We start from the raw sequence: 13,516 nt of genomic DNA, 5'->3' as shown, positions 1-13,516 counted from the left end.
TACGGCCGCTATATTGAAGATCCGTGGTGGGGGAACAAATCCGGGGATTAACGCAAATCAGCCAAGAATTCAAGGAAATGTGGCAGCGCCAAGAAGTTCTCTACGCTCCGGAAGGGAACAAGGTGATTGATCACCCGGTAGCAGGGGAATTGATCTTTCAACATCTTTCATTTACGGTTACCGACTTGCCTGAGCTTCAAGTCGTGATTAATACGCCGCTGGATGGTACGGACACAGCCGACAAAGTGAAACGGCTTCTTTTACAATAGCTCCTTTAATGCGCTTACATCCGTTGACGGCAAAAGCAACAAAACTAGCAGTTCTGTAAGTGGATCCAACAGGTAAAGAAATAGACCGTTATTCGAACGGTCTATTCTTTCTCCTGATGTGGGCCATTTTTATTAATAGACATCCCGCAAATACCGTCTGCTTAGCGACAGCTCCTTCACATAATCCTTCGCCTCATCCGCACTCATCCCGCCATGCTGCTGAATAACGGACTTCAGCGCGGCATCCACCTCTTTGGCCATTTGATTGGCATCTCCGCACACATAAAAGTGGGCGCCTTCCTGCAGCCAGGCCCAAAGCTCTGCGCCGTGCTGCATCATGCGATGCTGGACATAGATTTTGTCGGTCTGGTCGCGGGAAAAGGCGGTGTCCAGACGATGCAGAAAGCCTTCTTTCTGAAATGCTTCGAGCTCATCTCTGAAGTAAAAATCGCTGTCTTCACGCTGTTCCCCGAAGATCAGCCAGTTCTTGCCCCTTGCCTCGGTCGCTTGGCGCTCCTGCAGGAATCCGCGGAATGGAGCGATTCCGGTACCCGGACCGACCATGATCATCGGCGCATCCGGATTTGCCGGCGGACGGAAATGAGCGTTTTTCTGAATGAAAATCGGAATTTCCGTATCCTGTGCGGCGAGGTCGGCGAGAAAGGTGGAGCATACACCTTTTCGGGGGTTGCCGCCACATTCATAACGCAAGGTGGAAACCGTGATATGGACCTCATCCGGATTGGCTTTCGGGCTGGATGAAATAGAGTAGAGGCGGGGCTGCAAAGGTTTGAGCAGCTGGGTCAACTCCGCCGCGCTCATGGATACCGGAAACTCCTGCAAAACATCGATCAGCTGACGTCCCCACAGCCATTCCTTCAAGTATGCCTGGTTTTCACTTTTAAGAAGCTCGCTCAACCTTTCATTCTGTGACCGATCACGGATAAACCGGAGCATTTCCGGTGAAATGCGGGCAATTTCGAAGTGACGAAGGAGTGCCTCGGCGAGCGGCATTTCTCCTTGGCCTTTTACAGTAACCGGAACGGATGGTTCAAGATTCACCGTGCTAAGCAAATTACCGGCAAGTTCAGGACAATTGGTCGGCCATACGCCAAGAGCATCGCCCGCTTCGTACCGTAAACCGGTATTGCTGAGGTCGAAAGCATAGTGGCGGGTTTCTTTTTCAGAATTATCCTTATTCAGGCGCCGGTTGAACAGGATACGTGAATGTACAGGGCGATTTCGGGTATATCCGCTCTGTTCCGGTATTCGGGTAGCTGCATCGGGTCCAATAGTTTGGGCCGATATAGCGGTGGCTGCTGTCGTAGGTAAGGCTTGCTCCCGGTTGCTTGCATACTCGCTTAACATCCCCGCAGCTGTGTTCGTCCACGTTTCGACCTGCTCCTGGAAATCCGTGTCGCAATGAGCGCAGTCAAGGAGCCGCTGTGCGCCAAGCTCCTCCAAACGGGCATCCAAATTTTGTCCGAATCCGCAAAACTGATCGTAATTCGAATCGCCGAAGGCGAGAACGGCGTAGTGAAGTTCAGCCAACTGGGGCGCATCATCCGCTTGCAGGGACTGGAAAAAGCTTGCCCCGTTGTCCGGAGGATCTCCGGCTCCGAAGGTGCTGGCGATGAACAAGACAAAGCGCTCCTTTGCCAGATTCGGTACAGAATATTGATCCATGTTGACCAGCCGGATATCATAGCCGGATTCCTGCAATTTCTTCGCACAGCCGATGGCCGCACCTTCCGCATTCCCGGTCTGCGATGCCCAGAGAATGGTGACAGGAAGCCTGCCCGGAGCCAGCGGCGACGCTGTTGCCGCCGTTTCCAGCTTGGACATCGCACCTTCTTCGGGAAGGGGGCTGCGGGAGAACATTCCGGCCAGCAGTCCATCCACCCAGTGGCGTTTCATCGGTTCAAACGGAGCGGCGGGGGGCAGAACCGGAATGCCGGAAGCTGCCTGCGAATCCCCGGTGCGCAGACTGGTGATGAAGCCTGACAGATAGGCTTGCTCATGAAGATCCAGCGTCACGGCTTTGGGGGATTGAAGGCCCAACATGCTTTCAAGCGTTTCCAGTTGTGCCATGTAGAGTGCCTCCTTCGGTTTGACGGTTACAGTGTCGGTTTGGTACCGGTTTTGATTTTCGTTAGGCCATCTCACTTGCTCCGCTGACGGATAAACCGCAGCCTTCGCCAGCGAGACGGAGCAATATTTCAATTCGGGCTGTAAAGACACGGGATCAACCGAATCATTGGTGACGTCATTTATCGCCAGATTCGTCCCGTACCGGTCATTCCAATGAAAGGGGGCAAAGCAGTTTCCCGGACGCACTCGATCATTAATGACTGCCGGAAGAATGGCATGCCCCCGTTTTGAACGGATTTCCACCGGATCACGGTCCTTTATGTCCAACATCGCCGCATCCTCCGGGTGAATCTCAATAAAGGGACCCGGGTTCAATTTATTTAGCGTGGGGATCTTTCCCGTTTTGGTCAGCGTATGCCATTGATGCTGCAATCGGCCGGAATTCAGCACAAACGGATACTCGCTATCCGGCATTTCCGCAGGCGGCATATACGGCCGCGCCCAAAAGATTCCTTTTCCGCTTTCCGTGGGGAAAACAATGAGCGGAGCGCTGCTGCCGGCAAACTCTATCGGCGTACTGTCGGCCTGATCGTTCAAATAACGGATCGGGTTCCGATCGCTCGCGCTGTCCGGCGGACATGGCCACTGAACCGGCGTTTCGCGCAGTCTTTCATACGTGGCGCCGCGAATGTCATAACCGGTCTTCGGATTCCAGGCCTGCTGGATTTCCTGATAGACCTCGGCCGAAGAATCGTAGGTAAAGGCGCCAGAGTAGCCCATTTCGCAAGCGACCCGGGCGATAATCTGCCAGTCGGGAAGGGCTTCTCCGGGCGGCTCGACCGCTTTCTGCATCAAGGTCAGGTTGCGCTCGGAGTTGATCATCACACCTTCGGCTTCGGCCCATAGAGCGCCGGGCAGCAGAATATCCGCGAACCGGTTCGTCTCGGTATCGAGGAACGCATCCTGCGTAATGACCAGTTCGGCAGCTTCCAGTCCTGCAATCACGTTCTTGCGGTTCGGTACGGTGGCGACCGGGTTCGTACAGATGATCCAGCAGGCTTTGATATCGCCGGATTTCATACTTTCGAACATGGATACGGTGCCGGTGCCGACCTCAGTACGAACGGTGCCCTCGGGAACCGTCCACATTTCCTCGATAAACCTTCGGTCGGCTTCGCTTAGGACGGAGCGCTGACCGGGCAAGCCCGGTCCCATGTATCCCATCTCCCGGCCGCCCATGGCGTTGGGCTGGCCGGTGAGGGAGAAGGGGCCGCTTCCCGTGCGGCATATCGCTCCTGTAGCGAGATGCAGGTTGCAGATGGCATTCGTGTGCCAGGTGCCGTGCGTGCTCTGGTTGAGGCCCATGGTCCAGCAAGTCATCCAATTAGGGGCCCCGCCGATCCAATCGGCAGCTTTACGGATATCCGCCTCGGGGATTCCTGTAATTTCGGCTACCTTGTCCGGCGGATAATCTTCCAGAAATTCCGGCATGCTCTCAAAGCCGGAAGTGAATTCGGCGATGAAGGCCGGGTCCGTATGGCCGTTCTTGACAAGCAGATGCAGCAGTCCGTTGAGCAGAGCGAGATCCGTTCCGGGCCTGATTTGCATAAACAGATTCGCTTTTTCCGCGGTAGCGGTGCGGCGGGGGTCGACGACAATCAACTTGGCTCCCGCTTTAACCCGATCCATCAACCGGAGGAACAGAATCGGATGACAGTCGGCCATATTGGCTCCGATAACGAAGAACAAATCGGTAGTATCCATATCTTGATAAGACCCCGGAGGCCCATCCGCTCCAAGCGAAAGTTTGTAGCCGCTGCCGGCACTCGCCATACATAGACGTGAATTGGATTCGATATTATTAGTCCTTATGAAGCCCTTGGCCAGCTTGTTGATCAGGTACTGGGCTTCCAGCGACATTTGGCCCGACACATAGAAGGAGAGGGCATCCGGGCCGTGTTCGTCAAGGATGGCACGCAGCCGATTGGCCGTATCGCTGATAGCTTCATCTATACCGACTGTGGCGGGTTCAGCCTTTCGGACCGGACGCTTATAGGCGCATTCCATACGCCCCGATTCCGAGATGGCCAGTGCAGCCGTGCTGCCTTTGGTGCACAATCTCCCCAAATTGGTCGGATGCTCTTTATCTCCGGTGAGTTTGACAACGCGGTTACCGGAGACTTCGAGTACGATTCCGCAGCCAACGCCGCAGTAAGGGCAGACACTTTTTACTTTTTTCGTTGTCATGTACATTCACCCCCACCGAAGTTGTCTTTCATTCTTTAGAAATTGACCCCGGATTCCGCCTTGGCCCAGGTTTTTCTCCAGGAACGTGTTACCGCGTAGAAAATAAGGGTAGTCAATAACACAATGGAGCCTACCACGAGAAATCCTGTGACCTGAGAGCCTGTCGATTGTTTCAGCGGGCCAAGGATGTATTTAGGCAGTAAATACCCTCCTAAACCTCCGGCGGCGCCGACGATTCCGGTAATAACTCCGATTTCACTGGAGAAACGTTGAGGTATAATTTGGAATACCGATCCGTTCCCCATGCCAAGGCAGGCCATCATCACGCTGGTATAAAGAAGCATTACAAGGAATGAATCGGGCATGGTGGCGATCGCAAAAGCACATACGGAAATCACACTGTACAAAAGAACGAGGAGACGCATGCCGCCAATTTTGTCCGCGATCCAGCCCCCTACAGGTCTGAAGAAGCTGCCAGCAATAACAGTAATGGTTACTAGGTAACCCACCTGAATTTTGGTTAAACCACCGGGATGCACGTTATCGCCGTACACATCATAGAAGAAAATGCTCGCATAGCTGGCGAATCCGACAAAACCGCCAAAGGTAATGGCATAGAACATCGAGAACCACCAAGTATCTGCATACTTGAACACACTGAGGTAATTCTTCAATGGTTTAGGTGCAGGGGCATTCGGGGCGTCTTTAACCAAAATTGCGAACACGATCATGACAATAATGAGCGGGATCATTGCGAGACCAAAAACATTGTGCCACCCGTAAGCCTGGGCGATCTGCGGCCCGAAAAAGGTTGCAATCGCTGTTCCGCTGTTCCCCGCTCCGGCAATGCCCATTGCAAGTCCCTGATATTGTGGAGGATACCAACGGCTGGCCAAGGAAAGCGATACGGCAAAGCTTGCGCCCGCGAAGCCGAGCAGGAATCCGATCATTTGAACCTGCATCAGGCTGGTTCCGCCGAGCCAACCCCACAGAAGAGGAATAAGGGTAAGGCTCATTCCGATGAGGCCTGCTTTTTTACAGCCAATACGGTCTGCTAATACTCCCATTGGTATCCGGAACACCGAACCGCCCAGGATCGGAATCGCAACCATTGTCGCTTTTTGAGTATCCGATAAACCGAAATCCTTGGTTATGTAGAGCGATAATGCTCCGCACAGTACCCAAATCATAAAGCTTACATCAAAATACAAAAAAGCTGACAATAAACTCGGGGAGTGACCGGCCTTGCGAAAACCTTTTGCTTCCATTTGAAATTTCCTCCTTTTAATGGATAAATCACGGTTTTGTTCAGAGACTTGCGGGAAGGCAGGGATTGTTCGAGCTCTTTTACTGCTGTTGTTGCTGCATCGCCTCCTTATAAAAGTAAACACATGGCAAAAAAGGGCCGACTGACAGAACCCGCATTTATTGCGGATTTCGTTAATCGGCCCCGTTGCCAATGCAGCCACATCATTGTGGCTGACTAATAATTTTAAGTACAGCAGAACGACAAGCCATCCGGCCACAGCGTTGTGAGGATTGATTGTTCTGCTCTTCGGTTGACACGTTATTGTGTCGCGTAAAATCTTATAATGCCAATATAATTAGCTTTTGAATTAATGTCAATAATAATAACATAAAAATTTAAAATAATTAATTTTAATGCTGTTTTTATTGTTTTTTTGAGCTCGATGTGTTATTTAAGCTGACATTCGCTTTCTATATCCTTTTCCGGAAAATTTATCTGGAAAGGAGGGTCTAATAAAAAAAAAGCGGCCCGTATGCAGAACATCTGCATGCGGGCCGCTTTTTTAGCGTTAAACTTAATACTCCATTACAAAAGCTACGTTTTGCCAGCCGGCGCCAACGGTCCAGAACAGGAGCTTGTCCCCTCGTTCTAGTTTCCCCGTGGTTACGGCTTTGTGCAGGGCGATAAAAGGGCTACTCGTCGAGGTATAGCCGAATTCATCACCTATGTAGACGGCTGCGTCGCTGTCGATACCGGTTTTGCCCGAAACCGCTTGAATGTTGGGATGCGACAGCTGAGAGAAGCAGGCCACTTTAATCGATTCAGGGGCGATCTCATTCTGTCTAAGCAAGGTGTTGATAGACTCGGAGGCAGCATCTACGCAGATTGAATCGTCAAATGGAATGAATTTCACATTGAACTCTCCGGCGCCCACGCCGGTGCGTCCCAGAGTGGCTAAGCCTTCCGCCGGGAACATCGAGTTGCCATAGACGCAAGTGTCTGTCTGGTAGATGGAATCGATGAAGCCTACGGAATTCTCATCGCGCTCCAGAACGACTGCGGCTGCAGCGTCGCCGAAATTGGCATAATATACAGGGTCATTCTTGTCGGCATGCGGTGCAACATGGTCGGAGCCGATGACCAGAGCGCGGCGGATTCGTGGATTCGCCATCATTTGCCGGCTGACCTGTTCAACCGAGGCGGTCATTCCCGCACAGTTCGCATTGCTGTCAATGCAGATCGTATGGGACGCGCCGCCAATTAGCCGGTGAATCATCAATGAGTTTGTTGGAAAGATATATTCAGGAGTTTGGCTCGCATACGCGATAAGGTCGATATCGGCACCGGTAAGACCGGTCTTCTCCAGAACATTGCTCGCCGCCTCGAAAGCCATGGTTAAGGAATTCTCTTCCTCATTGTCGATGCTGTAGCGGTTTTCACGGCCGAGAGCAGCCAGAAGTCCACGGATATCAATGCCTTTTTCGTCAAAATGCTGAATGAAAAAGTCGTTACCAATTTTTTTACTTGGATGATAGATATCTATGTCCTTAATACGAATCCCAGCCATATGAATCCTCCTAAAAGTTTTGTGAGCGGCGCTCCACGGTTCTACTTCGTACAAAACTCGCTTCGAAAGCATCCGCTAAGTTTAAACGCCGCTGTCTTTCCCTGGCTCAACAGTTGCAGGCATAGCCAGATTTAAAGGCTGATGATTTCCAGGTTTTCAAGTCCCGCTTTGCGGCCCATACGCGCCAGCTGCATTTTGAGGACAGGATTATTCTCAAGGGTAAGTTTCACTCTTTCGAATCCGTCTTTCTTAAACATCATGAAGCAGCCTTCAAGAAGCGGCACAACATCAGGAGAGGTTACATTCAGCTTTCTGCAATCAATATCCAGTTGATAATCTGCAGGAGTAATAGGATTAATGGTTGCTTGATAGGCATGAATCGATTTCAGACCGTCTTCTTCAGTGAAGGTTCCTTCCAAATCAATATTAATGATCTTTTTGGCGGAATCCGTCTTCAAATTAAATTTACCCATGTGTTCATCTCTCCCAGAATTTGATTAGTTCAGCATTAATACGGCTGTGCAAACACAGTCAGTATTAATGAATATCCTTAATCACTATTTACTAACGTCAATGTTCGACATTATCACCTTAGTTTTGGGATATTTTAACTATATTATATACATGAATTTCTCATTCATGCAATAAAAAAGTCGAATTGTGTATTATTTTGTCGCGGGAGCAGTTATTGGATTTCTTCCAGTGTTGAGAGCAGAACATTAAAAGCGGTAATAACCCTTGGAGCACCGACACATGGCACCAAATGCAATAAAATACCCTTAATTTGATCGACGGTCATGCCTACACTAAGCGCCATCACATAATGAACGCCGAGCTGGTCGAACTGGCCCATCGATATTAAAGCGGAAATAACGGCAATCTCTTTCCAATCCGCGCCAATGGTGGTCCGCTGAAAAACATCGCCATATGCGTTGCCCATGATATATTCGGCAAGCTCTGGAAAATGCTCTTTGATCGGAGCCAGCGCTTTGGCTCCATAGTCGCCGGAAAGGTTGGAGAAATGCTTGAGACCGCTGTTGATGTTGTCTATCATCGAAATACCTCCTAAACGTTTTATGTCTAATTCAGATTCAATACACGGTGTGCAGTAGGGGGCACTTCATCACGATCAGTCAATAGTTCAATGACCGCAACGCGGTTCAGAGCCACGGCTTCGCCGATGGCTGCGGCAAACTGTTCCTTGGTCTCGCACCGGAAGCCGGCGGCTCCAAGCGATTCGGCAAATTTCACGGCATCCATAGGAACTTCAAATATCGTTCCGTCAATTCTGCCTGTGGTTTTTTCCATCCCTTTCAAAGCCATATCCAGCTGCATGTTGTTCACAACGATGAAAATGACCGGGATATTTTTGCAAACGGCTGTATTTATTTCAGTGCCGAGCATCATAAAGCAGCCGTCGCCGGTAATGCAGAATATCGTTTCTTCCGGAGAAGCCGCCTTGGCGCCGATCGCCATGCCGATTGCGTTGCCCATGCAGGCAAAGTAGGCGTCAAAGACAAAGCTTCCCGGTTTCTTCACGTTGTACCATTTCACAGCGTTGAAGCCGTGGCTGCCGTCATCTACAAATACCGTATTGTTATAAGGGATCAAGTCGCTCATCATGCTCATTACCGACGCGAGGGAAAGGTTAGAAAGGACAGGCAGTTCTTCCTTATAATTTACGGCAGTTTCCGTATCTCGTTCGGTAATAGCGGAGGCATCAACATTCTGTAGAACCAGCGACAGGTTATCCCTTAAATCGCCGCCGACCGCGATCGTATGGGAGGTCAGTATTTTTCCAACAAAAGTAGGGTCCACATCAAACTGAATCAGCGTCTCCGGATGGTTCTCGGCTTTGAGATTGCAGATCGTCATATCACTGAGCCGCGAACCGAGCACGATGTATAAATCGCTCTTATTTAACAAATCGTCGCCATGCTTGCACCCGCCAACACCGACAGGTCCGTGGTACAGCGGATGATCCCAGACTATAGAACCTTTGCCGCCCGGAGTAGTAACGACAGGAATATTAAAAGTCTCCGCCAATTGAATCAATTCCTCATGTGCGCCTGCGCGGTTAACGCCTTTGCCGGCGATGATGAGAGGCTTTTTGGAATGGTTAATAGCATTGATGACCCGGTTAATATTAGCGTAATTGACGAGCGTTTCCCGTTCAGGGATAACGATTCGGCATTCTTCAAGCGGCTCTGTCTGAACATCAAAAGGAATGCATAGATGAACAGGCCCGCGTTGGCCGCTGAGTGCAATAGAAATAGCATGGTTAAAAATCGTGCTGAAATGATCGCCGCGTTCGACCAGCTTGCTGAAAAGCGTAGCGGGTCTGAACATCTCCGCCAAATCGGCAAGATACGAGGAAGAATCCTGGCACTGGGGAATACCCAGCTCTTTAATCGATTGATGCCCTGTTATGAACAGCACAGGGAGGTTGTTGGCTTTGGCATGTGCCGCCGCAGTGAGAAGGTTGGTTCCCCCAGGTCCTGACGTGCCGAAAGCCACTGCGAGATTTCCCGTTTTTAGGGCGTAACCGGAAGCTTCGAATCCGGAGCTGGATTCATGTCTCCCGGGAATAAATTCAATACCATAATCCACCATCTTCAGAACGATGGGACAAATGGATTTGCCAATAATGCCAAAAGAATGCTTTACTCCGAGGTTGCGTAGTGCCTCCGCCATATAATCTGCGACTGTCTTCAAAAGATCCACCCCACAAATTAATTTTGTTTGTTATGTTATCGATCCTTCGAAGTGAAACCGGTAGATCAGAATAACAAGTAAATAGAAAACCTGTACTCAGATACTGAGCACAGGTCGGTTGACAAATCACCATATAGGACGCTGGACATACAAGCGTTCCGGTTCTTCAGCAACCTGGCTGTCATGGTCTCAAGTGATAAATGAGACTGTAGATCCATGGCTTTGCGTCATTCCCTTTCGGAGAATTTTGCCAATATTGAGTTTATTTTTTTGAAAAAATAAAGAATAATTACCCTTCACAATATATTCCTAGCCCTGCTTTTGTCAATATATTTTATACAAAACAGCCCGAAATTTGACGAATTAAATGATTAAAAATGAAAGGCATAAAGACTCACAATTTTGCATGAATGCTTCACAGTGTAAGACGTTTAAGGATGAGGATGGATCTCTGCTCTTAAAATAGGCCTAATGTAGGAATGAACGATGAGTTTCATCTCTCCTGAATACCACAAAAAAAGAAGCCGAGCAGAATTGCATATTTCAAATAAATGTTTAAAGTTTCTATAAAGGAGGAATTTCACGATGTACGAACATCTTGTCGTATTTAAATTCAATACTGACATTACACCCGCCAAGCAACAGGAGCTTCTGGATCAACTGCTCGATTTTCGGAATCGTATCCCGGGAATTTCCGATCTGACAGCAGGCATTAACGTAACTGAAGAAACGGAAAACATTCATGGCTACACGCTCGGATTAAGGGTTACGTTCAAAGACCTGGAGTCGCTGCGCTCTTATGGACCGCATCCCCTCCATCAAGAGTTTGTGAAATCGCTGGACGGTATATTGCAAAATGTGATAGTGGTCGATTACCCCAAGGTTTAGTTCGTTCATTTAACGCAGAACTTAACCAAACCGCAGGAAATCCGAAAAACAAACTTATTTACCGCTGTATTTGTCTTATACGTTCTGTAAAATTCTTAATATACTATATCAACCTTTGAAAAGGAGTGATATAGTTGGCTAACAGTGATGTACGTCTTGCGCTTTGGTCTGGCACTAATTTTACTGGTCGTCGGATCCTCTTTAGACGTGGAGGAGTTGCAGTTCGTGATCTTGGGGCGTTTCGGTTTGACAATGTTCTCTCGAGCTTCCGGCTCAGAAATGTTGTGGAGAGATCTCAAGTAACACTTGTACTGTTCTCGCGAATTAACTTTCAGGGGTCATTCCGCGTGTTCCGTGGAAGCCAAAGTGTAGCGAACTTGGGCAATTTAAACTTTAACAATGTTACATCTTCGTTGGTTTTGGTAGGCCGCAATCTTACAAACTCCGAAATTGGCCTAATTCAAAGCACCGGCATACCGCCTCGTGACATCCTCATAATAAGACAATAATCAGTAATAACGGAAAAGGGTGCCTTGTGCACCCTTTTTTTTGAAATATCAGAAAGTATCAGCTTCGCGCTTATCCTTAACCTGATATTTTTACGAGAAACGGATGCCTTCCTCTTCCAGAGGACGGCGAAGCCGTTTCTTCTTATGTGATAATTTTGGATGTGATTCACGCGTTCAGCGAAATAAAGACACCCGCGATTAAAGCCGGTTTTGAGTGGAGGGAGATCCATTCCCACCCTGGAAAGGTATAATAAATGGGCAGAAGTTAACACTAAACGGGCTGACTTGCGTTTACATAGAAAGTAGATAATAAAAATAACTAATGAAAAATGGAGATACAATGACTGAGAAAAAAGCAATCATAGAAACAGGATGGAACTTCGACAACAGTTATGCCCGTCTGCCGGAATTATTTTTCACCAGACAAGACCCAAACCCTGTACGCTTGCCGAAGTTGGTTATTCTGAATGAACCGTTGGCAGCATCCTTGGGGTTAAACGTTCAAGCGCTGCAAAGCGATAACAGCGTAGCGGTGTTTGCCGGCAACCGGATTCCCGAAGGCGCCGTGCCTCTTGCTCAAGCTTACGCAGGCCATCAATTCGGGCATTTTACCATGTTAGGGGACGGCCGGGCTCTGCTGCTTGGAGAACAGATCACTCCCCGAAGCGACCGGTTTGATATTCAGCTTAAAGGTTCAGGTAGAACGCCATACTCCCGCCGTGGCGATGGCCGGGCGGCCCTCGGACCGATGCTGCGCGAATACATTATCAGCGAAGCGATGCATGCGCTTGGCATTGCGACCACCCGGAGTTTAGCCGTGGTGACAACCGGTGAGTCAATAGTCCGCGAAACCATGCTTCCCGGTGCAATCCTGACCCGCGTGGCTGCCAGCCATCTGCGCGTCGGCACCTTTCAATACGCTTCGAAATGGGGCACTGCAGAGGACCTTAAGGCCCTGGCTGATTACACGCTGCAAAGACATTTTCCGGAAGTTGAGGCTGATGAGAACCGCTATCTGGTCCTGCTTAAGGAAGTCATCAAGCGCCAGGCCGAGCTGATTGCCAAATGGCAGCTTGTTGGCTTTATTCACGGGGTGATGAACACCGACAACATGGCCCTCAGCGGGGAAACTATTGATTACGGTCCCTGCGCCTTCATGGATCCCTATGACCCGGCTACGGTATTCAGTTCCATCGACATTCACGGTCGTTATGCGTATGGCAATCAGCCGCATATTGCAGCGTGGAATCTCGCGAGATTTGCTGAAACCCTTTTGCCGCTGCTGCATGACAAGGAAGCGGAGGCTGTGAAACTGGCCGAGGCTGCGATTTCAGATTTTTCCGAATGGTTTCACCGGAACTGGCTCGCGGGAATGAGGGCAAAACTGGGGATTTTTAACGAAGAGCCAGAGGATGAATCCCTGATTGAAGACCTCCTGCGCATGATGCAGAAGGAGCGCGCGGATTACACCAATACCTTCCGTGCGTTAACGTTTGATAAGCCGGAGGATACGGTTTTGTACGGCAACGCGGAATTTGTTCAGTGGCATGACATGTGGCAGAAGAGACTGGGCAGGCAGGAGGAACCCAAAGCCTCCTCGCATCAGTTGATGCGAAGCAGCAATCCCGCGGTAATCCCCCGCAACCATCGGGTCGAAGAGGCACTGGAGGCCGCGGTTAATCAAGGCGACTACAGCGTGATGGACCGGCTTCTTGATGTTCTTTCCAGTCCCTACGCACATTCCCCCGAACAGTCTGATTACTCCACAATCCCCGCGCAAACTACATGTCCTTACCGGACATTTTGCGGAACCTGAATAACATATTTTTTTCATTCCGCGCTGGGCGCGGATTTTTTTTGTTTTTAAGGGTATAAATTCTTAAGTTAAATTAATGTTGCATAAAAGACGATAATTAATTGTAATGACTTATAGTATGATGTACAATGACTTACATGAGGACGGATTAAGGAATAGTTAAGG

10 protein-coding genes and 1 riboswitch are annotated in these 13,516 nt (G+C 49.5%); of the genes, 4 read left to right on the top strand and 6 right to left on the bottom strand.

Going from position 1 to position 13,516, the window contains the following annotated elements:
- Positions 1-26 precede the first annotated feature (26 nt).
- Positions 27-269 carry an MmyB family transcriptional regulator gene (locus PUR_RS13885; RefSeq protein ID WP_232101499.1) on the top strand — a complete coding sequence of 81 codons (243 nt, stop codon included), beginning with the start codon at positions 27-29 and terminating at the stop codon, positions 267-269.
- A 132-nt stretch (positions 270-401) separates the two neighbouring features.
- Here the strand turns inward: PUR_RS13885 and PUR_RS13880 are convergent, their stop codons facing one another.
- From PUR_RS13880 to PUR_RS13855, 6 genes are all read right to left on the bottom strand, one after another.
- Complete coding sequence (locus tag PUR_RS13880) at positions 402-4,607, bottom strand: sulfite reductase subunit alpha (protein WP_179035754.1); 4,206 nt, start codon at positions 4,605-4,607, stop codon at positions 402-404.
- Positions 4,608-4,642: 35 nt separating this feature from the next.
- On the bottom strand, positions 4,643-5,875 hold the full coding sequence (locus PUR_RS13875) for a nitrate/nitrite transporter (protein WP_179035753.1): 1,233 nt from the start codon (positions 5,873-5,875) through the stop codon (positions 4,643-4,645).
- Between the two features lie 555 nt (positions 5,876-6,430).
- Positions 6,431-7,423, bottom strand: coding sequence for a 3-oxoacyl-[acyl-carrier-protein] synthase III C-terminal domain-containing protein (locus PUR_RS13870; protein ID WP_179035752.1), 993 nt, complete (start codon positions 7,421-7,423; stop codon positions 6,431-6,433).
- A 131-nt stretch (positions 7,424-7,554) separates the two neighbouring features.
- A complete protein-coding gene (locus tag PUR_RS13865) occupies positions 7,555-7,896 on the bottom strand; it encodes a hypothetical protein (RefSeq protein WP_179035751.1) in 342 nt (113 codons plus the stop codon).
- Between the two features lie 212 nt (positions 7,897-8,108).
- Positions 8,109-8,477 carry a carboxymuconolactone decarboxylase family protein gene (locus PUR_RS13860; RefSeq protein ID WP_124694132.1) on the bottom strand — a complete coding sequence of 123 codons (369 nt, stop codon included), beginning with the start codon at positions 8,475-8,477 and terminating at the stop codon, positions 8,109-8,111.
- A gap of 26 nt (positions 8,478-8,503) precedes the next feature.
- Positions 8,504-10,147: a thiamine pyrophosphate-binding protein gene (locus PUR_RS13855; RefSeq protein ID WP_179035750.1), complete on the bottom strand. Its 1,644-nt coding sequence runs from the start codon at positions 10,145-10,147 to the stop codon at positions 8,504-8,506.
- Between the two features lie 156 nt (positions 10,148-10,303).
- Positions 10,304-10,400: riboswitch (cyclic di-GMP riboswitch) on the bottom strand.
- A gap of 323 nt (positions 10,401-10,723) precedes the next feature.
- Here PUR_RS13855 and PUR_RS13850 point away from each other — a divergent pair.
- The 3 genes from PUR_RS13850 to PUR_RS13845 all read left to right on the top strand — a co-directional run bounded on the left by PUR_RS13850 (position 10,724) and on the right by PUR_RS13845 (position 13,351).
- Entirely contained in the window at positions 10,724-11,026 is a 303-nt protein-coding gene (locus PUR_RS13850) for a Dabb family protein (RefSeq protein ID WP_179035749.1), read from the top strand.
- 134 nt (positions 11,027-11,160) lie between these two features.
- Positions 11,161-11,535, top strand: coding sequence for a hypothetical protein (locus PUR_RS26385; protein ID WP_332107903.1), 375 nt, complete (start codon positions 11,161-11,163; stop codon positions 11,533-11,535).
- 340 nt (positions 11,536-11,875) lie between these two features.
- Complete coding sequence (locus PUR_RS13845; RefSeq protein ID WP_179035748.1) at positions 11,876-13,351, top strand: protein adenylyltransferase SelO; 1,476 nt, start codon at positions 11,876-11,878, stop codon at positions 13,349-13,351.
- The last annotated feature ends 165 nt before the right edge of the window (positions 13,352-13,516 follow it).

The organism is Paenibacillus sp. URB8-2 (assembly GCF_013393385.1).
Classification (GTDB): Bacteria; Bacillota; Bacilli; order Paenibacillales; family Paenibacillaceae; genus Paenibacillus_AQ.
Note: the sequence above shows the minus strand (reverse complement) of the source record. Positions and strands in the feature narration are given on the sequence as shown.

Excerpts from the sequence above, each read along its gene's own strand:
- PUR_RS13860 (WP_124694132.1), bottom strand. The coding sequence starts at position 8,477 with ATGATAGACAACATCAACAGCGGTCTCAAGCATTTCTCCAACCTTTCC.
- PUR_RS13875 (WP_179035753.1), bottom strand. The coding sequence starts at position 5,875 with ATGGAAGCAAAAGGTTTTCGCAAGGCCGGTCACTCCCCGAGTTTATTG.
- PUR_RS13850 (WP_179035749.1), top strand. The coding sequence starts at position 10,724 with ATGTACGAACATCTTGTCGTATTTAAATTCAATACTGACATTACACCC.
- PUR_RS13880 (WP_179035754.1), bottom strand. The coding sequence starts at position 4,607 with ATGACAACGAAAAAAGTAAAAAGTGTCTGCCCTTACTGCGGCGTTGGC.
- PUR_RS13845 (WP_179035748.1), top strand. The coding sequence starts at position 11,876 with ATGACTGAGAAAAAAGCAATCATAGAAACAGGATGGAACTTCGACAAC.
- PUR_RS13870 (WP_179035752.1), bottom strand. The coding sequence starts at position 7,423 with ATGGCTGGGATTCGTATTAAGGACATAGATATCTATCATCCAAGTAAA.
- PUR_RS13865 (WP_179035751.1), bottom strand. The coding sequence starts at position 7,896 with ATGGGTAAATTTAATTTGAAGACGGATTCCGCCAAAAAGATCATTAAT.